21 protein-coding genes are annotated in these 19,965 nt (G+C 44.4%); 14 read left to right on the forward strand and 7 right to left on the reverse strand.

The annotated features are described in order from the left end of the window. Nucleotides 1-8: 8 nt before the first annotated feature. Together AB4Z08_RS24810 and AB4Z08_RS24815 are read left to right on the forward strand one after the other, a co-directional pair. Nucleotides 9-659, forward strand: coding sequence for a hypothetical protein (locus tag AB4Z08_RS24810; RefSeq protein WP_441576479.1), 651 nt, complete (start codon nucleotides 9-11; stop codon nucleotides 657-659). Nucleotides 660-764: 105 nt separating this feature from the next. Continuing rightward, nucleotides 765-1,061 carry a winged helix-turn-helix domain-containing protein gene (locus AB4Z08_RS24815; RefSeq protein WP_441576480.1) on the forward strand — a complete coding sequence of 99 codons (297 nt, stop codon included), beginning with the start codon at nucleotides 765-767 and terminating at the stop codon, nucleotides 1,059-1,061. Nucleotides 1,062-1,171: 110 nt separating this feature from the next. Here the strand turns inward: AB4Z08_RS24815 and pdxA are convergent, their stop codons facing one another. Then, entirely contained in the window at nucleotides 1,172-2,233 is a 1,062-nt protein-coding gene (gene pdxA / locus AB4Z08_RS24820) for a 4-hydroxythreonine-4-phosphate dehydrogenase PdxA (protein WP_441576481.1), read from the reverse strand. 164 nt (nucleotides 2,234-2,397) lie between these two features. Between pdxA and rsmA the strand changes: the two genes are divergently transcribed. The 4 genes from rsmA to AB4Z08_RS24840 all read left to right on the forward strand — a co-directional run bounded on the left by rsmA (nucleotide 2,398) and on the right by AB4Z08_RS24840 (nucleotide 5,216). Continuing rightward, on the forward strand, nucleotides 2,398-3,153 hold the full coding sequence (gene rsmA / locus AB4Z08_RS24825) for a 16S rRNA (adenine(1518)-N(6)/adenine(1519)-N(6))-dimethyltransferase RsmA (RefSeq protein WP_441576482.1): 756 nt from the start codon (nucleotides 2,398-2,400) through the stop codon (nucleotides 3,151-3,153). Continuing rightward, nucleotides 3,150-4,079, forward strand: a complete 930-nt coding sequence (locus tag AB4Z08_RS24830; RefSeq protein WP_441576483.1) for an NAD(P)-dependent oxidoreductase — start codon at nucleotides 3,150-3,152, stop codon at nucleotides 4,077-4,079. The genes rsmA and AB4Z08_RS24830 overlap by 4 nt, the downstream gene beginning before the upstream one ends. A 184-nt stretch (nucleotides 4,080-4,263) precedes the next feature. Next, nucleotides 4,264-4,737 carry a transcription elongation factor GreA gene (gene greA, locus AB4Z08_RS24835; protein WP_441576484.1) on the forward strand — a complete coding sequence of 158 codons (474 nt, stop codon included), beginning with the start codon at nucleotides 4,264-4,266 and terminating at the stop codon, nucleotides 4,735-4,737. A 101-nt stretch (nucleotides 4,738-4,838) separates the two neighbouring features. Then, entirely contained in the window at nucleotides 4,839-5,216 is a 378-nt protein-coding gene (locus AB4Z08_RS24840; protein ID WP_441576485.1) for an HIT family protein, read from the forward strand. Between the two features lie 5 nt (nucleotides 5,217-5,221). Here the strand turns inward: AB4Z08_RS24840 and AB4Z08_RS24845 are convergent, their stop codons facing one another. Further along, nucleotides 5,222-5,920: a response regulator transcription factor gene (locus AB4Z08_RS24845; protein ID WP_441576486.1), complete on the reverse strand. Its 699-nt coding sequence runs from the start codon at nucleotides 5,918-5,920 to the stop codon at nucleotides 5,222-5,224. A 183-nt stretch (nucleotides 5,921-6,103) separates the two neighbouring features. Next, on the reverse strand, nucleotides 6,104-6,664 hold the full coding sequence (gene ruvC / locus AB4Z08_RS24850) for a crossover junction endodeoxyribonuclease RuvC (protein ID WP_441576487.1): 561 nt from the start codon (nucleotides 6,662-6,664) through the stop codon (nucleotides 6,104-6,106). A 13-nt stretch (nucleotides 6,665-6,677) separates the two neighbouring features. Here ruvC and AB4Z08_RS24855 point away from each other — a divergent pair, with 13 nt between their 5' ends. The 3 genes from AB4Z08_RS24855 to AB4Z08_RS24865 all read left to right on the forward strand — a co-directional run bounded on the left by AB4Z08_RS24855 (nucleotide 6,678) and on the right by AB4Z08_RS24865 (nucleotide 9,315). Next, the gene (locus tag AB4Z08_RS24855) at nucleotides 6,678-7,685 is read left to right on the forward strand and encodes a lysylphosphatidylglycerol synthase domain-containing protein (RefSeq protein ID WP_441576488.1); all 1,008 of its coding nucleotides are present in this window, start codon (nucleotides 6,678-6,680) and stop codon (nucleotides 7,683-7,685) included. Nucleotides 7,686-7,694: 9 nt separating this feature from the next. Next, nucleotides 7,695-8,486: a DUF3108 domain-containing protein gene (locus AB4Z08_RS24860; RefSeq protein WP_441576489.1), complete on the forward strand. Its 792-nt coding sequence runs from the start codon at nucleotides 7,695-7,697 to the stop codon at nucleotides 8,484-8,486. Nucleotides 8,487-8,610: 124 nt separating this feature from the next. After that, entirely contained in the window at nucleotides 8,611-9,315 is a 705-nt protein-coding gene (locus tag AB4Z08_RS24865) for a response regulator transcription factor (protein ID WP_133807343.1), read from the forward strand. 101 nt (nucleotides 9,316-9,416) lie between these two features. On the opposite strand, the gene ruvB is transcribed toward AB4Z08_RS24865, so the two are convergent. Beyond that, a complete protein-coding gene (gene ruvB, locus AB4Z08_RS24870; protein ID WP_133807342.1) occupies nucleotides 9,417-10,445 on the reverse strand; it encodes a Holliday junction branch migration DNA helicase RuvB in 1,029 nt (342 codons plus the stop codon). Between the two features lie 104 nt (nucleotides 10,446-10,549). Between ruvB and AB4Z08_RS24875 the strand changes: the two genes are divergently transcribed. The 3 genes from AB4Z08_RS24875 (at nucleotide 10,550) to AB4Z08_RS24885 (ending at nucleotide 15,205) form a co-directional block, all read left to right on the forward strand. After that, nucleotides 10,550-12,961, forward strand: a complete 2,412-nt coding sequence (locus AB4Z08_RS24875; protein WP_441576490.1) for a TlpA family protein disulfide reductase — start codon at nucleotides 10,550-10,552, stop codon at nucleotides 12,959-12,961. An 8-nt stretch (nucleotides 12,962-12,969) separates the two neighbouring features. Continuing rightward, a complete protein-coding gene (locus tag AB4Z08_RS24880; protein WP_441576491.1) occupies nucleotides 12,970-14,289 on the forward strand; it encodes a M28 family metallopeptidase in 1,320 nt (439 codons plus the stop codon). A 154-nt stretch (nucleotides 14,290-14,443) separates the two neighbouring features. Beyond that, the gene (locus AB4Z08_RS24885; RefSeq protein WP_441576492.1) at nucleotides 14,444-15,205 is read left to right on the forward strand and encodes a hypothetical protein; all 762 of its coding nucleotides are present in this window, start codon (nucleotides 14,444-14,446) and stop codon (nucleotides 15,203-15,205) included. Between the two features lie 48 nt (nucleotides 15,206-15,253). Here AB4Z08_RS24885 and AB4Z08_RS24890 read toward each other — a convergent pair whose 3' ends face one another. From AB4Z08_RS24890 to AB4Z08_RS24900, 3 genes are all read right to left on the reverse strand, one after another. Beyond that, on the reverse strand, nucleotides 15,254-16,105 hold the full coding sequence (locus tag AB4Z08_RS24890) for an endonuclease/exonuclease/phosphatase family protein (protein ID WP_441576493.1): 852 nt from the start codon (nucleotides 16,103-16,105) through the stop codon (nucleotides 15,254-15,256). A gap of 69 nt (nucleotides 16,106-16,174) precedes the next feature. Then, the gene (locus AB4Z08_RS24895) at nucleotides 16,175-16,786 is read right to left on the reverse strand and encodes an RNA polymerase sigma factor (RefSeq protein ID WP_441576494.1); all 612 of its coding nucleotides are present in this window, start codon (nucleotides 16,784-16,786) and stop codon (nucleotides 16,175-16,177) included. Between the two features lie 264 nt (nucleotides 16,787-17,050). Further along, a complete protein-coding gene (locus tag AB4Z08_RS24900; RefSeq protein ID WP_441576495.1) occupies nucleotides 17,051-17,737 on the reverse strand; it encodes a peptidoglycan DD-metalloendopeptidase family protein in 687 nt (228 codons plus the stop codon). A gap of 65 nt (nucleotides 17,738-17,802) precedes the next feature. Between AB4Z08_RS24900 and AB4Z08_RS24905 the strand changes: the two genes are divergently transcribed. Beyond that, on the forward strand, nucleotides 17,803-18,561 hold the full coding sequence (locus AB4Z08_RS24905) for a prolipoprotein diacylglyceryl transferase (protein WP_441576496.1): 759 nt from the start codon (nucleotides 17,803-17,805) through the stop codon (nucleotides 18,559-18,561). Beyond that, nucleotides 18,554-19,963, forward strand: coding sequence for a radical SAM protein (locus AB4Z08_RS24910; RefSeq protein WP_441576497.1), 1,410 nt, complete (start codon nucleotides 18,554-18,556; stop codon nucleotides 19,961-19,963). Before AB4Z08_RS24905 ends, AB4Z08_RS24910 begins: the two co-directional genes overlap by 8 nt. Nucleotides 19,964-19,965 lie beyond the last annotated feature (2 nt).

Below are 19,965 nucleotides of genomic sequence, written 5' to 3' on the forward strand. Positions count from 1 at the left end.
CAACATATATGAAACGTATCTTTCTTGCTCTTTTATTTACCGGTAGTCTGACTACCGCTGCCATGGCTCAAAGCGCCCAGTACCAGGATGCAATGGCTAAACAAACTGCTGACCTTGATAGCAGCAGCACTTTTACCCCGGATGGGTTACAACAGAAAAGCAACACTTTCGAACGTATTGCCGATGCAGAAAAAGTTCAATGGCTGCCCTATTATTATGCTGCTTACATGCAGGTAATGCAGGCTTTTACACTGAAAGATAAAAGTCAGATAGATCCATTGGCAGATAAGGCCGAAGCTAACCTGGATAAAGCAGATGCACTGAGCCCTAAAAATTCAGAAATCGCCTGCGTCCGTTCACTTGTAGCTACAGCCAGACTTACGGTAGATCCAATGAGCAGGGGCATGAAGTATGGTGCAGAAGCAGCTTCACAGCTGGAACAAGCTAAAGGACTAAACCCGGAAAATCCGCGTGTGTACCTGTTACAAGGCCAGTCTTTGTTATTCACACCTGAACAATTTGGTGGTAGTAAGGCTAAAGCGAAAACTACTTTTGAGCTGGCACTGGAAAAGTTTGCTGCTTTCAAGCCGGAAAGCAACATTGCGCCACATTGGGGAGAGGCATATACCCGTAAACTGTTGGAAGCTGCCCAGAAATAATTTGAAATTTTATTATTTGGATATTTAGTTATTTTGTTTCCATTGCACGTAAATCATTGAAACAAAATAGCTAAGTATCTGAATAGCTATCCGAAAATCATGCTCATGGACTTTAAAGATCTGGATCCGGTATTACACTCGCAATTGCGACTGGCTATTATGTCAGTATTGATCAGCGAACAGGAAGCGGAATTCACGTTGCTGAAAGAGAAAACAAATGCTACAGCAGGCAATCTGAGTGTACAGATTAATAAATTACGTGATGCCGGGTATATAACGGTAGTAAAGCAGTTTAAAGAAAATTACCCGCAAACCATTTGTAAAATAACCCCCACTGGCAAGAAAGCCTTTGAGAATTATGTTACTTCCATTCAATCATACCTGAACGCCGGCAAGCGGTAGCAAAAGGCGTAAAGCAAAAAGCTATTTAGACGAATGACGTAAGCGAAGAATAAATATCCGCTTACGTCATTCGTCTAAATAGCTTTTTGCTTTATGCTTTTCGCTTTCTGCTACTCCGATGCCAGTTCCGTTTTCTTCAGTGGATTCCGGGTATTGTCTGCATAGCGTTCCCGTTGTTCCAGTATTTCCAGACAGGTGAAGATGGCTTGTCTGAAGGAATCCGGATCTGCCAGGTTTTTGCCGGCAATATCGAAAGCGGTGCCATGGTCAGGGGAGGTACGCACCACGCCCAGTCCTGCAGTATAGTTGATACCATTGCCGCTGGCCAGTGATTTAAATGGAATGAGGCCCTGGTCGTGATACATCGCCAGTACACCGTCAAACTGTTTGAACATTTCACGGGCAAAAAATGCATCGGCGCTATAAGGTCCATAACAGAGGATGCCATTGCCTTTGGCATGTCTGATAGCGGGTATAATCTGATCTATTTCTTCGCGGCCTATCAGGCCATCATCACCAGCATGAGGATTCAGTCCCAATACGGCAATACGGGGTTGATCAATACCGAAATCCTTTACAAGGCTGTCTTTCATCAGCTGTAATTTACCGAGGATATTCTCCTTGGTAACATATTTTGCCACATCCGCTAACGGCACATGTTCTGTGAGCAGGCCCACGCGCATATTATCAGCGGTCATAAACATCAGTACATCTTTAGCATTGAAGGCATCCCGCAGGTAAGGGGTGTGGCCCGTATAGTTAAAGGTGGTGCTTTGTATATTATTTTTGTGAATAGGAGCGGTGACCAGTCCGTTGATGTAGCCTTCCTGCATACATTTGATGGCTACTTCCAGTGCCCTGGCAGCGTATTTGCCACCGGTTTCATTCAGTACACCCGGTGTGATCTGTACTTCTTCTTCCCAGCAGTTATACACGTTTACCTGCTTATGATTCAGGCGGGTAAAATCTTTGATGCTCTGGTAATTGAAGTTGTTTTCATTCATCAGCTTCCGGTAAAAGTTGATGGTTTTATTGGATGCAAAAATCACCGGCGTGCAAAACTCCATCATACGTGCATCCATGAACGTTTTGATGATAATTTCTGCGCCAATGCTGTTGATATCGCCAATGGTGATACCTATTACCGGTTTGTTGATCTGGGTGGTACTCATGCTGTATTGCCTCAATGAGGGGCAAATATAACCAATTAGCTGTTAGCTTTTAGCTATTAGCTTTTAGTAAATGCAGCGGATAACATATTATGTTAATCTTCGCTGCATTTACTAAAAGCTAATAGCTAAAAGCTAACAGCTAAAAAGCTATCTTTGCAGCTCTGATGTATACACTAAAAAAATCTCTCGGCCAGCATTTCCTTATAGATGAAAACATCTCCGGGAAAATTGTGGAGTCGTTACCTGTAAACGAAGGCCAGCAAGTGCTGGAAGTGGGCCCCGGCGGGGGCGCTATTACAAAATACCTGTTACAGCTGCCAGGCATTCAATTTAAGGCCATTGAGCTGGATAGGGAAAAGGTGCAATTCCTGGAAAAGACTTACCCCGATATCCAGGGTAAACTGATCAATGAAAGTATCCTGGATGCGGCACTGCCGTTTGAAGGACCTTTTCGCCTGATTGGCAACTTCCCCTACAATATCTCCACACAGATCATGTTCAAATTGCTTGAATGGCGTTCCCAGGTGGACGTGGTAGTAGGCATGTTCCAGAAGGAAGTAGCACAGCGTATTGCGGCTTCCCATGGCAACAAGGAATATGGTATTCTCAGCGTGTTGTTGCAGGCATATTATAAGATAGAATATTTATTTGAAGTACACGAAAATAGCTTCAATCCGCCGCCGAAAGTGAAATCTGCCGTGATCCGCCTTACCCGGCTGGAGCAGCCGGTAGATATTGCCTCTGAGCGCAAATTTTTTGTACTGGTGAAAACCGCCTTCGGGCAACGGCGCAAGCAATTGCGTAATCCGCTGAAGACGATGTTTGATAAGGAACTGTTAGCACAGGATCCCATCTTTACAAAAAGAGCTGAAGAATTGAGTGTGGCTGATTTTGCAGCATTATCCCATAAGATGATATGAGCAGGAAAGTATTAGTTACGGCGAAAACACATCCGTATTTAGTTGAACAGCTGGAAAACAAAGGATTTGAAGTAATCTACCAGCCGTCTATTTCTTATGACGAAGTATACAGTACCATCAGCGATTGCGTAGGCCTGATTGTTACCACCCGTATCCGGGTAGATAAACATATCATTGATCATGCGCCGGCGTTGCAGTGGATCGGTCGTCTGGGTTCCGGCATGGAACTGATTGATGTGCCTTATGCAGAGAGCAAGGGTATTCATTGTGCCAGCAGCCCTGAAGGCAACCGGGATGCGGTAGGAGAACAGGCCGTGGGCATGTTGCTTTGTTTGCTGAACAATGTGCTGAAAAGCAGTCTGGAGCTCCGGGCTGGCATCTGGGAACGTGACGGCAATCGGGGCTATGAGTTGAATGGCAAAACAGTAGGGATTATAGGTTACGGTAATACGGGCAGCACCTTCGCGCATAAGTTGCAGGGTTTTGACGTGAATATCCTGGCTTATGATAAATATAAGACGGGTTTTGGTACAGCCGCTGTAAGAGAGGCCACCATGGAGGAGATATTCCGGGATGCAGATGTAGTGAGTATACACCTGCCGTTGACTGCGGAAACGAAGCACCTGGCCAATGCGGCTTTTTTTGCTTCTTTTGCCCGGCCGGTATGGTTCCTGAATACAGCCAGAGGCAAGCTTGTGAATAACCCGGACCTGATTGCAGCGCTGGAAAGTGGTGTGGTGGCAGGTGCTTGTCTGGATGTACTGGAAAACGAAAAATTAGAGACATATAACGAAGACGAGAAGGCACAATTAGCGTGGTTATTGAAAGCGTCTAATGTGATAGTAACCCCGCATATTGCAGGTTACTCTCATCAGGCGAGTATTAAGATGGCGCGGATTGTATTAGAGAAATTAAACATTTTATAAACCTGTCAAGCAGGAACTGAATTTCGGGATAAATGATTGATTTTCAATTTATTTAATCCCGAAATAAGGCCCTTTTTTCTTTATAGGAAATTCATTATATTTGCGATAATACCAGTAAACAACGCTTCTGTGCAAATGGAGGCGTTGATTTTTTTTTCTTATAACCAAAAAAACACAACAGGTTATGTCTGGCATAAATTACGTTACGAAAGAAACCCTGGATCTGATGATGAGCGAACTGACCCAACTTAAAACCAAGGGTCGGGCCGAAATTGCACGTGCTATTTCAGAAGCAAGAGAAAAGGGTGACTTGAAGGAAAATGCCGAATATGATGCCGCCAAAGAAGCGCAAGGTTTACACGAAGCGAAGATTGCTACATTGGAAAATGCGATTGCTGTTTCACGTATAGTGAGTGCAGATGCGATTGATACCTCTAAAGTATCTATCCTGTGTAAGGTAACCATTACAAATGTGGCTAATAAAAAGACGGTTACTTACCAGATAGTTTCGGAAACAGAGGCTGATCTCAAGGCTGGCAAAATTTCTGTAACTTCTCCCATTGGCAAAGGCTTACTGGGAAAGCATGTAGGTGAAGTGGCGGAGGTGCAGGCACCTAACGGACAGGTTAAATTCAAGATTGATAATATAACTGCATAAGCGCTACTGGCACTTTTTCATGATATTTGTATGGGTTGCATTCATTTGCAACCCTTTTTATTTTACATTGGCACTAAGAAATTAATATTATGAACCCTTTCATGAAAATTATCAAAGGTGAGATTCCGAGCTATAAAATAGCAGAGAACGAACATTTTTATGCTTTCCTGGATATTTTCCCGTTGGTAAAAGGACATACCCTGGTAATCCCTAAAACGGAAACGGATAAGTTTTTTGATGTGTCGGATGACCTGCTGAAAGAGTGGCTGTTGTTTGCCAAGCCTATTGCGCATGCTATAGAAAAAGTAATTCCTTGTAATCGTATAGGCGTAAGTGTGGTAGGACTGGAAGTTCCGCATGCGCATATGCATCTGATACCGATTAACTCGGCAGAAGATATGAATTTTTCCCGCAGTAAGCTGAAGCTGTCTCCGGATGAGTTTAAGGAGATACAGGCGCAAATTATAGCCGCCTTATAGTTGTATTACCTGGCAGGGGGAATATTAAACCGGAAGCCCACACCATGCACCGTTTCCAGTTTGATTTGTGGATCTGATTTGAAATGTTTCCGCAGTTTGGTAATAAATACGTCCATACTGCGTCCGAGGAAGTAGTCATCTTTTCCCCATACATTAGAAAGTATATCTTCTCTTTTGAGTGTTTTATTGGGATTATTACAGAAGTATTTTAGCAGGTCCGCTTCTTTCTGCGTCACGGAAATGGATACATCGCCGTTGGTAGTGTATAGGCGGAGGTCTTCATAGTCGAAGGTAAGTTGACCAATGGTAAAGAGGCTTGACTTGTCTTTACTACGGCCCATGGTTCGTTTGAGGAAGACTTCAATGCGGAGTATCAGTTCCTGCATACTGAAAGGTTTGCTGATATAGTCATCCGCACCTGTTTGGAGTCCGGCTATTCTGTCTTCTTTTTCATTTTTGGAAGTGAGGAATAATATAGGAACGTGATCATTGAGTTCGCGGATTTGCTGCGCCAGTTGTAGGCCGTCTTTTTTGGGCATCATTACATCCAGTAAGCAAATATCGAATGAGCGTACCTGGAACTGCTCCCATGCTGCCTGGCCGTCTATACTGTGCACTACATCATAACCCGCTTCTTCCAATCGTTTTTTCGTAACCGCACCAATATTTTGATCATCTTCCACCAATAGGATTCTTGCTTTCATATCTGCCTGATGCTGATTAATATAAAAAAGCTTGTTATATAACTTGCGTATAACAAATGTGGTCACTTTTCATAGTTAAGCTGTTATCCGGCGCTTGGCCGTTAGCTTTAAATGGGTTGCTGAATTTCAACCAAAGTAACTACAATTTACGGATTTATGAAATAACCTTTTACGGGTTATTTTTTATCTGGCGATCCTTTCGGGGTGCTGTTGCAGGAACTTCTCCCAGCCTTTTGCTTTACTGATACCTGCGAGTGGACTGCTTTCCTGGTAAAAGTGGCAGACAGCTACGGCAAGGGCGTCTGTAGCATCAAGGTAATCAGGGCGTTCGGCCAGACTGAGGATACGTTGCAGCATCAGCCATACCTGCTCTTTATCCGCGTTACCGTTCCCAGTAACAGATTGTTTCACTTTTTTTGGGGAATACTCTGTAACGGCCAAACCTCCCTGTATAGCAGCAGCAATGGCTACTCCCTGGGCACGTCCGAGTTTAAGCATACTTTGTACGTTTTTGCCAAAAAATGGGGCTTCAATAGCAAAACTGGTTGGTTTATGCTGTTGAATAAGATCCTGTACCCTGGAGTGAATCAGCTGTAATCGTTCGTAGTGATCTTTGAGTTTGGATAGTTTTAGTACGTCCATCTCTATGAGACTGGCCTTTTTTCCTTCGATAAGTATAAGCCCATAGCCCATTACGAGGGTACCGGGGTCAATGCCGAGAATTATTTTTGACTTGTTTGCCAACCACAGTTTATTTTTGCCAAAATTTTACTATCTGAACAAAAGTACCAAAATAATTCTCAATTACTTATTAGGAGCGGGGCTTTTTACCTGGCTGGCGTACTCTATCTATTCGCAATTGATTCACCGGGACAACCTGCAGTTGTCGCTCGGTCACATGTGGGGGACCCTGCAGGAGAAGGGCTGGGTAGGCATCTTCCTGGTAATGGTACTGATGCTTTTTAACTGGGGGTTGGAAGCCCGCAAGTGGCAAAGGCTGGTGGCGCCACTGGAGGAAGTTTCTTTTTTGAGAGCGTTCAGCGCTATTCTTTCAGGCGTGTCGTTGTCTATTAATACCCCAAATCGTGTAGGCGAGTACGGTGGACGTATCCTTTATCTCAAGAATCATAACAAGCTGAAAGCCATTGCTGCTACTATAGTAGGAAGTTTTAGCCAGCTGATAGTGACTATTATTTTTGGGTTAATTGGTTTACTTTACTATATCAACAACTTCGCGCTGGTAAAGGAGAGCGCTTTCCTGAACCCTTCTTTATGGCAGAAAATAATCCTGTTTGGCGGAGTTCTTATTTGCGGCCTGATTATATTGTTATATTTTCGGTTACAAATTATTCTGTCTGTATTTGAAAAGGTACCTTTCCTACGTAAAGCAAAGGTGTTTGTTCAGATCATAGTCAAATATTCATCCGGCGAATTACGTTACCTGTTGCTACTTTCAGCCCTCCGGTATATAGTCTTCTCGGCACAGTATTTGATTTTGTTGGACGCACTTGGCATGGAGTTCATGTGGTGGCAGGCCTTCTTATTGAATAGCGTAATTTATCTGGTAATGGCAGGCGTTCCTACTATCGCCATTGCAGAACTGGGAGTACGTGGAAAAGTAAGCATCTTTTTCCTTGGGTTGTTAAGCTCCAATACCGTAGCTATTATAGCAGCTACGGTAGGTATATGGCTGATAAACCTGGTACTACCGGCCGTTTTGGGAAGTGTGCTGTTGTTAGGAGTAAAAATTTTTAAGGAAAAATAGCTTCCATCAATGAAGTATCTTCTACTAATCATCTTATGGCTCTCCTGTATTCAACGTGTTGAAGCGCAAAACGATTTCTGCTCTATCCGCAATAGCAGCTTTAATGCCGGCGAAAGTATTACCCTGAAAGTATTCTATAATCTTGGCAAAATGTATGTAGGCGCCGGGGAAGCTACTTTTAATGTAGGCCTCGAACGCTTCGCTAACCGTGATGTATACCATGTGGTAGGAGATGGTAAAACCTACCGGGCTTACGACTGGATCTTTAAAGTACGTGACAAGTACGAGAGCTATATTGATACCGCTACCTTGCAGCCCCTGAAGTTTATCCGTAATGTAAATGAAGGTGGTTATAAAATCTTTAACAATGTTATCTTTAACCAGGCGGGTCATCAGGCCATCAGTACCAATGGTACCTTTACAGTGCCCCCCTGTGTGCAGGATGTGATCAGTGCCATCTATTATGCCCGTAACATCAATTTCGACAAGTACGTGGCCGGGGATAAAATACCCTTTGCCATGTTCCTCGATGACCAGGTATATAACATCTACGTCCGATATATGGGCAAAGAAGAAATCAATACTAAATTCGGTAAGTTCCGCGCCATCAAATTCAAGCCACTCCTGATTAAAGGAACCATCTTTGAAGGCGGGGAAAAAATGACCGTTTGGGTAAGTGATGACGCTAATAAAGTGCCTTTAAGGATAGAAAGCCCCATATCGGTAGGCAACATTGTGGTAGATATGATCAATTACAGTAACCTCCGTTACCCCTTTACATCGCTGCTGAGTAAGAAATAGACCGTAGTCACGGCATATCATAGTAATAGTTTTAACAATTCATTTGACTGCTGGCGCCCAAATTTTACCGACCTTTCGTGCCGCAGAAAAACTTTATATTTGTTATAATCAATCCTTTATGATTATGGAAGAACGTAAACCGAAAATATTATTGGCTGAGGATGATACCAATCTGGGTATGGTGCTGAAAAACTACCTGGAGCTGAATGACTATGATGTGGAATTGTGCCGCGATGGTATCCTGGCTCTGGCAGCCTTCCGCCGCGAAAAATTTGACATCTGTCTGCTGGACATTATGATGCCAAATATGGACGGATTTAAACTGGCCGAAGAAATCAGGGACGTAGATCCTGATATTCCGCTTTTCTTCCTTTCCGCTAAAACCATGAAGGAAGATATCATCCAGGGCTATAAACTGGGAGCAGATGATTATATATCCAAACCATTCGACAGCGAACTGCTGCTGCTGAAAATTAAAGCTATCCTGAAACGCAACCAGGAACTGAACAACAAGGAAGAAGAAGTACATGAGTTCATTATCGGCTCGTACGCTTTCAACTCCCGTCTGCGCACACTGGCACATAACAATGAAACACATACGCTCTCGCCAAAAGAGAATGAACTGCTGCACATGTTATGCGAACACAAAAATGATCTGCTGCCACGCGAACTGGCACTGAAAAAAATATGGGGTAGCGATACCTACTTCAATGGTCGTAGTATGGACGTATACATTGCCAAACTACGCAAATACCTGAAAGATGATTCCAATATTGAAATCGTGAATATTCACGGTAATGGTTTCAGACTGGTGGTGAAAGAAGTATAATGAATCAGCTTTTAGCCATTAGGTTTTAGCTTTTAGAAAAAATGCAGCGGAGATCATCTCCGCTGCATTTTTTCTAAAAGCTAAAACCTAATGGCTAAAAGCTAGAACAATAAATTAGTGCCGCCTCTGTAAGAGGTTTTACCCAAATGGATATAGGCTTTCTCCGTTACTTCCCTGCCTCTTGGCGTACGTTTAATAAAGCCTTCCTGTATCAGAAACGGCTCATATACTTCTTCCAGGGTGCCTGATTCTTCCCCTACAGCAGTGGCAATGGTAGTAATCCCAACCGGGCCTCCCTTAAAGTTTTCGATGATCACATTGAGAATACGGTTATCCATTTCATCAAGACCGTATTCATCTACGTTCAATGCTTTCAGACTTAGCTGCGCTATTTCCATATCTATTACACCGGTACCGATTACCTGGGCAAAGTCGCGCACCCGGCGCAGCAACCCGTTTGCAATACGTGGAGTACCCCGCGAACGGCGTGCTATTTCATTGGCTGCATCGGAGGTGATTTTTGTATTCAACAAGCCTGCGGCGCGCCACAGGATCTTTTGCAAAGTGGCGGCATTGTAATATTCTAACCTGGATTTAATGCCGAAGCGCGATAACAACGGCGCAGTGAGCAATCCTGACCTGGTGGTAGCGCCTATCAGCGTAAACGGCTGCAGGTTAATTTGTATGGAACGTGCACTCGGACCCGTATCTATCATGATATCGATGCGGTAATCTTCCATGGCCGAATACAGGTATTCTTCCACTACAGTGCTGAGCCGATGTATTTCATCAATAAACAGTACATCTTTATCTTCCAGGTTGGTAAGTAAACCGGCCAGATCACCGGGTTTTTCAATGACCGGCCCGGAAGTTTCGCGGATATTTACCCCCAGTTCGTTCGCCACAATGCGCGACAGCGTAGTTTTACCCAGCCCCGGAGGGCCGTGAAACAACACATGGTCGAGTGCCTCGCCACGCATCTTTGCCGCTTTAATGAATATTTTCAGGTTCTCGATAATTTGATCCTGACCCGAAAAATCCATGATCTCCCGGGGACGTATACTATTCTCAAACTCTTTCTCAGCGGCGCTGAGCTTGGTTTCGTCTGGTCTTAAAGGCTGATTGGACATAATTGTATAGGCTCAAAAATACGCAAATATTCAAAGGAAGCAGGCAGCTATTGCATGTTCGTCTTTATATCACTATTTTCAGAGATCAAAATCCGATTCCCTGTATGTCACGATTCCCGTTGTTACTTGCCCTGATATCCCTTCTCGGCAGCACTTTTAAAGTTGCCGGTCAATCAAAATTTAAGCAGCATGACAGCTGGTTGTATCGCCTGGAAATGAATAATTACTTTTCACCCGATCGACAGGAATCTATAGAGAAGATTTACCGGATTACGATTACAGGTGTCAATAAGGATGGTTCTGCTGATGCGGAAGCCGTACTGGAAAGAGCGTTGGTAAAGAGTACGGATAATAACTACAACACAGCGGATCCATCAACCTATAAGGTCAATATGGGGATGATGACAGACATGCTGCTGTTGTATCATCCGCTCGCATTCAGAATATTTGCAAACGACAGTGTAGGACAACCTGCCAATACTGCGGCAGTTGGTGCTGTAGTGGGGGAGTCACTGGGGTTGGCTTTAGATATGCGCACTGGAATGTCAGGTATGTGGAAAATTTTTCCCTATAATATGGAAAGGATGTTTGCACCTTTCCCCGCTAAAGTGGCCGCCAATTACCAGTGGACAACCGGACCGCGGAATTACCGGGTAGAAGAAGTGCAGAAAGATGCCATCAGAATTGTCGGTAGCCAGGAAGCAGATCCATCCGACAAGCTGAGCATGTCTACTACTTTTTCGTATACGCTTTCCCGTAGTAAGCGTCATGTAATAGCCTTTAAATATGACCACCGCACCCCAACGGGACAACCACCTGTAAGTTTGGTGATCGCAGGTACACAGTTACCTGCTGACACAAAAGTACCTGCAGCTGATACCGCTTTCTATAATGCCCTGGTACGACTTAGTTATTTCAGTACTTCATTGGATGCCAGAGGTGAAGCCGATTCAGCGAGGGTTGCTGCTTTCCTGGCGTTGAATGTTCCCCGATATGGCAATAACCTGATGTTTAAAATGGCATTGCTGAATTTAAACCGTAGCATGTCTCCTTATATCCGGGAGGTATACGGCGATGCCCTGAACAGCATCCCTTCTTATGCGCTGGCAGACAACGAGGCATCGCTATTCAATAAATTGCAACATGTGGCAGCCATGGATGCCGATTCAGCCATGGTGTTGATAAAATTGTTGTCAACACATGGAAATTCCCTGAATGGCTGGCTGGATCAGTCGTTTTCCCAGTATCTGCTTAGCGAACCATTTGATACCATCAGTGCGAGGAAACAATTTACACAGGCAGGTTTAAGCGAAAAGGCCATTCAGGGAATATTTGAGGAAGCGCGGAAAATGCCTGTGGTGGCACAGGAAGTGATCAACAGGCTGGTGATGGAAAAGGACAGTGCTATACAGGCTTCTGTTAAACCAATGGCACTGTGGAATAAAGCCAGACGAACAACGGATACGGCTATACTAAAAGATATTGCAGCACAATACAGCGCCGTTACCCCGGCAGAAATGACATTGGGTAAAGCGGCCCGTTACGAAATAATGGTATATGGTATTCTCCGCAAAGCCAGGCTGCATAAGGAAGCGGATGCGTTGCTGGATAGAACGCTGGAAGACCTGAAGAGCAACCAGGCGGATACTGCATTCTGGACCGCTCATCCGGAGTTGAAGGTGAAGAAATATGCCAACCGGAATATCCTTGCCCATGTCTATCATCTTAAATATGAGCAAACCCTCCCCAAAGATAAAAAAGCAGCCCTTAATTATCTGGCCCTGGCGGCTGCCAATGCACCGAAAAATAATGATGAGAAAGCATATGATAGTTTTTATGATCGCTCTTTCCTGAACTCGAAAGAAGATTATAGTCCGGAGTTTGCAGAGGCGCTTACAGCGTTGGGTAAACCGGAAGAGGCGATGAGGGTGCTTTCGAAACAACTGATGTCTAACCCGGATATGTTGGAGACGGCAAAAAATATGTTTGAGAAAAATTTTCCGGATAAATCCTTCCAGGACTATTTTCGGAATGTGCTTCTGAAAGAATGGGAACAGGCGCCGGACTTTACCCTCACCGGCCTGAATAATGAAAGCTACCGCCTGGCAGATTATAAAGGAAAATGGCTGCTGCTGGACTTTTGGGGCACCTGGTGTAGTCCGTGCAGGCAGGATTTACCTCATCTTAACCAGCTGGCAGCAGAAATGAAAGCAGGTAAGCATCCAGGGAATGCGATACTCGCTATCTCCTGCCGGGAGCCCCTGGAAACGACCCGGGAGTTTGTGATAGCCAATAAGTATGTTTTCCCCGCAGCCCACTCAGATAGTAAAGTAGAAAAATTGTACAATGTGCGCGGTTATCCTACCAAAGTGTTAGTTTCACCTGAAGGGAAAATGTTAGACTTGCAGTTCGGTACTGACTATACGGCCATTCTCAAAATGTATAGCAGTATTTACGCACAACAAGACAAAGAAAGACCATCAACGATCAAAATAGACAACAAGAAAAAGGACTAACTGCTTATATGAAGAAATCACTGTTATTATTTTTAGCTGCCGGCAGTATGGCTGTTACCGGTTACGCCCAGGAAATTAAAGAAAAAGAAGTTGCCCGCATTATAAGCACATTGGCAGCTGACGATATGGGGGGCCGTTTACCAGGTACACCCGGTATTGAAAAAGCTGCAGCGTTTATCAGCGGAGAGTTCGCCAAAGCGGACCTTCAGCCTTTAACCGGAGAAAAAAACTTTCTGCAGGAGTTTGGTAAGTTCCGGCTTCAACAAACCAGTGTAACCCTTACCGTTAGTGGACAGGAAAAAGACTGGCCGGTTATCCCTATTGGTGCAGGGCGCAGTTTTGACTGGGAAAAAGACAGCAGCTATGCAGCCGTACATGTAAAAGATCCCGGTGAGCTGATGAAAATATTGCGTCATCCGGAATTACTGGAAAGAAATGTGCTGGTATGGCTAGCCCCTTCCATGGCGGGTTTTCTGGGTGATCTGAGTGCCTCTTTTTCGGAGCGGAGCTATGATACCAAAGCAGAATTGGAAGCAGCCGGCGATAAATCATCCGTAGGAAAACATATTATACTGGTATACGAAAAAGAACCTGTGGCAGATACCGCTTCCTGGAGTATTCATCTCCGGAGGGATATCAGCAGCCAGCATTTTGCCAACGTAGCAGGTATGATTAAAGGCAGCTCCAAACCGGATGAATATGTAGTGTTTTCAGGCCATTATGATCACCTGGGTACATTGCCTGCAGTAGCCGGCGATAGCATCGCGAATGGCGCAGATGATGACGCATCCGGTACCACCGCTGTGATTATGCTGGCAAAGTATTTCAAAAAACATCCACCGGTTCGCTCCGTTATCTTCGTTGCCTTTACTGCAGAAGAAACGGGTGGACATGGCTCCCGTTACTTTTCTGAAAAGCAGAATCCGGATAAAGTAGTGGCGATGTTTAATATTGAAATGATCGGAAAGGAATCCAAATTTGGAAGAAACAGTGCCTTCATTACCGGGTTTGAGCGTTCTGATTTTGGAACCATCCTGCAACGTAACCTGAAAGGATCTACGTTTAGTTTCTATCCGGATCCTTATCCTGAGCAAAACCTGTTTTATCGCTCAGATAACGCCACATTGGCCAGACAAGGGGTGCCGGCACACACCATCTCCACCACCCAGATAGATAAAGACCAGTTTTATCATACCGTAGATGATGAGCTGTCTACCCTGGACGTGGGAAATATTACAGATATCATTAATGCCATCGCTATTAGTGCAGGCACCATTGTGAATGGAACGGATACGCCTACACGAATTGAAAAGGCATCGCTTAAATAGGATTCCCTATTAAAACATCATATATTGATCCGGTTGTGCATCGCATAACCGGATCATTCTTTTTAAATTAACAGTGAATGCATTTGTTTTCCCAATTTCTTTATTAAATTTACCATAAGAATATCCCCATTAGTCATTAAAAACCATATCGATAATGAAAACCGGAATCCTACAATTCTGCGGTGCTGTCGGCATTGCTACTATCCTGCTATCTTCTTGTTCCAACAAGGATATGGCCGGACCAGATCCACAACAACCAATTGACAACTCGGACGTAGCCAGTGTGAACTACGAAATTTCAACAGTCAATCAAACTTCCACGTTATCACCGGATGCTTCAGGACGCTTATCTGCTCTCACCGGAGATGCAGCGATGGCCAAAGCAGCACCTGGTGGTTTCGACATTACCTGGGACACTGCTACGGCACGTTTGAGAGAAATCCGCTTTGATGCAAAGCGCGGCAAAGATGAACTGGAATTTAAATTGAAAACAGACCGGCAGATAGACCTGAAAAAGGTACCTGCTGTACTGGGCGCCATCAAGATTCCTAAAGGCACTTACCAACAGGTAAAAGTGTATGCCAGAGTAGAAGGGGATAAGAAAGATCCGGCAGTAAGACTGAAAGGTTTTATTACCTGGGAAAGCAAAAAGATCCCGGTAGAAATTCTGCTCTCCGGCCGGATTGAACTGATGGCCAAAGGAAAGGATGTAGTAGTTACTGACACGAAGATTGACTGGAAAGGTTCCCTGAAAATCTCCATGGACCTGATTCTGACCAAACTGCAGATCGGCGACTTTACAGGCTCCTTTAGCAGTGGCAAATTACAGATCAGTATTGATGTAAATGGCAACCTCCATAACAAGGTGGTGGATGCACTGGAAAACAGTATGTCTGTAGAACACACTCACGACTAAGCTTCATTGTCAACGGGTGTATCAAACAGGCTGATACACCCGTTGCTATTAGTTAATGATCACCTCTGCGTATACAGCAAAATGATCCGACGCATATCTTCCCTCCCAGGTTTCAGAAATGCTGGCATGCTTTAGTATATTGAATTTTCCTTTCAGAAAAATATAATCGATAGGCTGGTTTTCCCTTTCCGCAATATTCCATCCGTTGAAAGTGCCTACGGGGCCGAAATGTGGCGTTTGGCTGATAGCTTTACTATCTGTCAGGTGCAATGGATCATTTGAATTCATAATGATCTGAATGGGCTCATCTGATGGGATGGCATTGAAGTCGCCGGTAACGATTGCGGGTGTATTGCCAGCCAGGGCATGTACCTGTTGTAGCAGGAATTTAGCACTTTCCCGGCGTGCAATTTTGCCCATGTGGTCGAAGTGTGTATTGAAGTGGAAAAATACTTTCTTTGTTTTTTTATCTCTGAATTTACCCCAGGTAACAATACGGGTACAGGCGCCATCCCAGCCTATTTTACCCGCAACAGTGGGCGTTTCTGATAGCCAGAATGTTTGGCTGTTCAGCAATTGCAAACGTGTGGTATCGTAAAAGATAGCCGCATATTCTCCTTTCGTTTTACCATCATCTCTGCCTACGCCAATGCTTTTATAGGCGGGTAGCCGTTGTCGCAGGTCCTGCATCTGATCTTGTAAGGCTTCCTGTACACCTACCGTATTGGCGCCATAGAACAATACTTCTGAAGCTACTTTATCTTTACGGTGAGGCCAGCCATTTAAGCTATCGTCCGGATTATTATAGCGTATATTAAACGTCATCACCTTCAACGGAACCTGCGCCGCCATTGTGCCCATCATCAGGCAGCAAAGACCTGACAGCAATACTTTTCTCATACCAAATAAATTTTACTGCGTAAAAATAGTATCTGCTGCTTTAAAACCTAATGAATAGCCGACAATTTACTATTTCATCATTTCCATACGGAAATTGGCGAGGAGTATAATGAGTACCGCTGCGGATACCTGCAGGATATCGCGCATGTTTTGTAAGGCGCGGGCAGCGAGCTTATAGGCGCCTTTTACAGACAGGTTCATCATAGCTGCAATGCTTTCATAGTCCAGCTCTTCGAAATATCGGAGATATAATATTTCCTTTTGCCGGGCATTCAGCTGATTCAAAGCATTTAACAACCGCTGGTGTTGCGGCTGTAGTTGTTCTTTCCCGATATAGGCAGATGCTGCGGAGAAGTATGCCAGGAAACCATGTTGTTCCTGATCGAAAGAAATAAGGATGGCATTTTTTCGTGGGCGCAGCCGGTTATAGATGGTGCTGCGAAGCAATATCAATAAGTATGGGCGTGGATTCACAGCGGTACTGAGGGTATCCCTATTGGTCCATAATTTAATGAAAAGCTCTTGTATAGCGTCTTTTACGAGGTCCTCATCCGGATGCAAACGGATGCCATACTCATATAACCGTTGAAAGGAACGGTCATATATAGTAGCAAAGGCTTGTTGACTGCCTTGTTGTAGTGCTTCCCAATGTGTGATGTCAGTAGTCGCAGAAGAATCCATTTCCCGGTTGATTGGCTAAATGTACAAAAAATAGTATAGCTCCAAGGGGCAACTATCTCCACGTATATGTATTATTAGATATGAAAAATTTCTCTGCATATAAAACCAATGAAATCAATACTTCTATAAGTTTTAATAAAAAGAGCAGTCAGTAAAGGAGAGGTACGATTTTATTTTGAATGATATTCATCGGGTGTTACAGCATTACCTGAGAATGCGGAGGATTCTTTGTTTGCAAATAAAGCAACAGCTTTTTATGTCCGGTTAATGCGTGTACTGGTTCAGTTGCAGAATAACATCGGGATCAGGGCAGTTTTGCAGGTATTTTTCTTTTTCAGTATAACGGCATACACCGGGATAATCGCCCCGGAAGCCCTGCATGTCTTCGATCAGCTGAAAGTGCAGATGCGGTGGCCAGCCACCATTTTCTGAGGGCGTGCCAAAATGCGCCAGCGGCTGTCCGGCGGTGACGGGCATATTTTCGTACAATCCCTGCAGATTGGAGATGCTGAGATGTCCGTACAGGGTGTAAAAGGTATAGCCATCCAGCTGATGCTGCAAAATGATAGTGGCGCCATAGTCGCCGAAATGGTCATTAAAGCGGAAACTGTGTACATGGGCGTTCATAGGTGCATATAACTTCGTACCTGTTTCTCCCCATACATCTATGCCCAGGTGCAGCCTTCTGGGCTCTTCCCCGGCATCAAAATGAGGACTTACCGCATAAATGGTACGGTGCTCTGCATAACCGCCAATGCCTAACCGGCAACCACTTTGAGCAAGGGTATTGTCAATATACCTGCTGAACTTGTTGATATCCTGCAGTATGTTTTTAGTGAGGGTAGTATTGTTTGCCGTAAAATCCATTACCAGCAGGGACTCATTTTCTCCTAAAAGCGGTATCACCGGCTTGAAGGTTGACTGATACTTCTTTAAAACCTCCTGTAACATATTTTTTGTGCTTGACGTTCGTCTAAATATAAATATTAATTTGTGGATTAAATAATGATCGCCCTTTGCAGTTCCCCGTATATATCAATTTGTTTTCCTTACACCTGCCGCTGCACGCGGTTACGGAAACGCTGGGCATGTTTATTGGCTTCCGCTATTTTGTGTACCTGCGGAAGAAACAAGGCGACGGGATAGATAATAACAACCGCGTATGGGCTATTATAGGGGCTATTTTCGGCGCCTTGTTCGGCAGCCGCCTGTTAGGGTCTATGGAGAACCCGTCCGACCTGCTGAAGGCTAATAATGTGTTGTTATACATCTACCAGAATAAAACTATCGTAGGTGGGCTACTCGGCGGACTGGCAGGGGTAGAGCTTATCAAGAAAGCTATCGGTGAACGACATTCTACCGGTGACCTGTTTGTTTATCCGTTGATACTGGCGATGATCATTGGCAGGATAGGCTGTTTTTCCATGGGTGTTTATGAAGAAACCTATGGCTTACCCACTTCATTGCCCTGGGGCATGAACCTGGGCGATGGCTTACTCCGGCATCCGGTATCTCTCTATGAAATTATTTTCCTGATAGCATTATGGCAGGTACTGGCTTTTATCAGCCGACGCTGGCCCCTGGTAAATGGAGGTCGGTTCAAACTTTTCATGATCGCCTATCTCTTATTTCGCTTCCTGCTGGACTTTATTAAACCCGGCTACCGTTTTGCATTTGGCCTCGGATCTATACAACTGGCCTGTTTGGCCGGATTATGCTATTATTTACCAACCATCCTTTTTCCATCACGACTAATTCAAAAGCAGTATGCCTGAAAAAAATTACACCTACTACGATTTTACACTGAGTATCTGTAGTACCTGTTTACGCCGTGTAGATGCGAAGGTGATATTTGAAGACGGAAAAGTTTTCATGATCAAGCATTGTCCGCATCATGGAAAAGAGAAAGTACTGATTGCTACAGATATCGACTATTATAAAAATACACGTAACTACAACAAGCCATCGGAAGCGCCGCTTAAAACCAATACCAGCACACATTATGGCTGTCCTTATGATTGCGGTTTGTGCGCGGATCATGAACAGCATTCCTGCTTAACGGTGATTGAAGTAACAGATCGCTGCAACCTGACCTGTCCTACCTGTTACGCTATGTCGTCACCGCATTATGGGCGGCACCGCACGCTGGAAGAAATTGAGCAGATGCTGGACATCATTGTGGCCAACGAAGGACAACCAGATGTGATTCAACTCAGCGGCGGCGAACCAACTATTCATCCGCAGTTTTTTGAAATACTGGATATTGCCAAACGTAAGCCTATCCGTCACCTCATGATTAACACCAATGGGGTGCGCATCGCAAAGGATAAAGAATTTACCGCCAGACTTGCTACCTATCAGCCGGACTTTGAAGTATATCTTCAATTCGACTCTTTTAAACCGGAGGTGCTGGAACGTATGCGTGGAAAGGATTTGACAGAGGTAAGGAAACAGGCGATCGAAAATCTGAACGAAGCTGGTCTTAGTACTACGCTGGTGGTTACCCTGCAGAAAGGACAGAATGATGATGAAATGGGAGCTATCATTGACTACGCTATCAAGCAGCCTTGCGTGCGTGGTGTTACCTTTCAGCCGGTACAGGTGGCTGGGCGCACCGACGATTTTGATCCGGCTACAGATCGTATCACATTAACAGAAGTACGGCAACGTATCCTGGAACAGTCGCCTATCTGGAAAGCCAACGACATTATACCGGTGCCTTGTAATCCCGATGCACTGGCTATGGCTTATGCATTAAAAATAGACGGCGAAGTATTCCCGCTGACACGCTACGTAGATCCTACTGTATTGCTGAATAACTCCAAAAATACCATCGTATACGAACAGGATGAAAGGCTGCATCAACACGTGCTGAATATATTCAGTACCGGCATCTCTACTGATGCTGCTGTGAATGATATGCAGTCTCTGCTTTGCTGTCTGCCACAGGTGCAGGCTCCCGGCCTCGACTATACGAATTTATTCCGCATCGTTATCATGCGCTTTTTAGATGCCTATGATTTTGACGTACGTGCCATCAAAAAATCATGTGTACATATTGTACATAAAGATGGACGCATCATTCCTTTTGAAACCATGAACCTGTTTTACAGAGATGATAAAGAAGCATATTTAAAGGAATTACAGAAGGAACGTGAATTCACTCCAATTGTATAAAT

The organism is Chitinophaga sp. RAB17, assembly GCF_052114225.1.
Taxonomy (GTDB): domain Bacteria; phylum Bacteroidota; class Bacteroidia; order Chitinophagales; family Chitinophagaceae; genus Chitinophaga.

Excerpts from the sequence above, each read along its gene's own strand:
- rsmA (WP_441576482.1), top strand. The coding sequence starts at position 2,398 with ATGTATACACTAAAAAAATCTCTCGGCCAGCATTTCCTTATAGATGAA.
- AB4Z08_RS24865 (WP_133807343.1), top strand. The coding sequence starts at position 8,611 with ATGGAAGAACGTAAACCGAAAATATTATTGGCTGAGGATGATACCAAT.
- AB4Z08_RS24845 (WP_441576486.1), bottom strand. The coding sequence starts at position 5,920 with ATGAAAGCAAGAATCCTATTGGTGGAAGATGATCAAAATATTGGTGCG.
- ruvB (WP_133807342.1), bottom strand. The coding sequence starts at position 10,445 with ATGTCCAATCAGCCTTTAAGACCAGACGAAACCAAGCTCAGCGCCGCT.
- pdxA (WP_441576481.1), bottom strand. The coding sequence starts at position 2,233 with ATGAGTACCACCCAGATCAACAAACCGGTAATAGGTATCACCATTGGC.
- AB4Z08_RS24900 (WP_441576495.1), bottom strand. The coding sequence starts at position 17,737 with ATGTTACAGGAGGTTTTAAAGAAGTATCAGTCAACCTTCAAGCCGGTG.
- AB4Z08_RS24840 (WP_441576485.1), top strand. The coding sequence starts at position 4,839 with ATGAAAATTATCAAAGGTGAGATTCCGAGCTATAAAATAGCAGAGAAC.
- AB4Z08_RS24830 (WP_441576483.1), top strand. The coding sequence starts at position 3,150 with ATGAGCAGGAAAGTATTAGTTACGGCGAAAACACATCCGTATTTAGTT.
- AB4Z08_RS24860 (WP_441576489.1), top strand. The coding sequence starts at position 7,695 with ATGAAGTATCTTCTACTAATCATCTTATGGCTCTCCTGTATTCAACGT.
- AB4Z08_RS24815 (WP_441576480.1), top strand. The coding sequence starts at position 765 with ATGGACTTTAAAGATCTGGATCCGGTATTACACTCGCAATTGCGACTG.
- AB4Z08_RS24880 (WP_441576491.1), top strand. The coding sequence starts at position 12,970 with ATGAAGAAATCACTGTTATTATTTTTAGCTGCCGGCAGTATGGCTGTT.
- greA (WP_441576484.1), top strand. The coding sequence starts at position 4,264 with ATGTCTGGCATAAATTACGTTACGAAAGAAACCCTGGATCTGATGATG.
- AB4Z08_RS24885 (WP_441576492.1), top strand. The coding sequence starts at position 14,444 with ATGAAAACCGGAATCCTACAATTCTGCGGTGCTGTCGGCATTGCTACT.
- AB4Z08_RS24910 (WP_441576497.1), top strand. The coding sequence starts at position 18,554 with ATGCCTGAAAAAAATTACACCTACTACGATTTTACACTGAGTATCTGT.
- AB4Z08_RS24895 (WP_441576494.1), bottom strand. The coding sequence starts at position 16,786 with ATGGATTCTTCTGCGACTACTGACATCACACATTGGGAAGCACTACAA.
- AB4Z08_RS24810 (WP_441576479.1), top strand. The coding sequence starts at position 9 with ATGAAACGTATCTTTCTTGCTCTTTTATTTACCGGTAGTCTGACTACC.
- AB4Z08_RS24890 (WP_441576493.1), bottom strand. The coding sequence starts at position 16,105 with ATGAGAAAAGTATTGCTGTCAGGTCTTTGCTGCCTGATGATGGGCACA.
- AB4Z08_RS24875 (WP_441576490.1), top strand. The coding sequence starts at position 10,550 with ATGTCACGATTCCCGTTGTTACTTGCCCTGATATCCCTTCTCGGCAGC.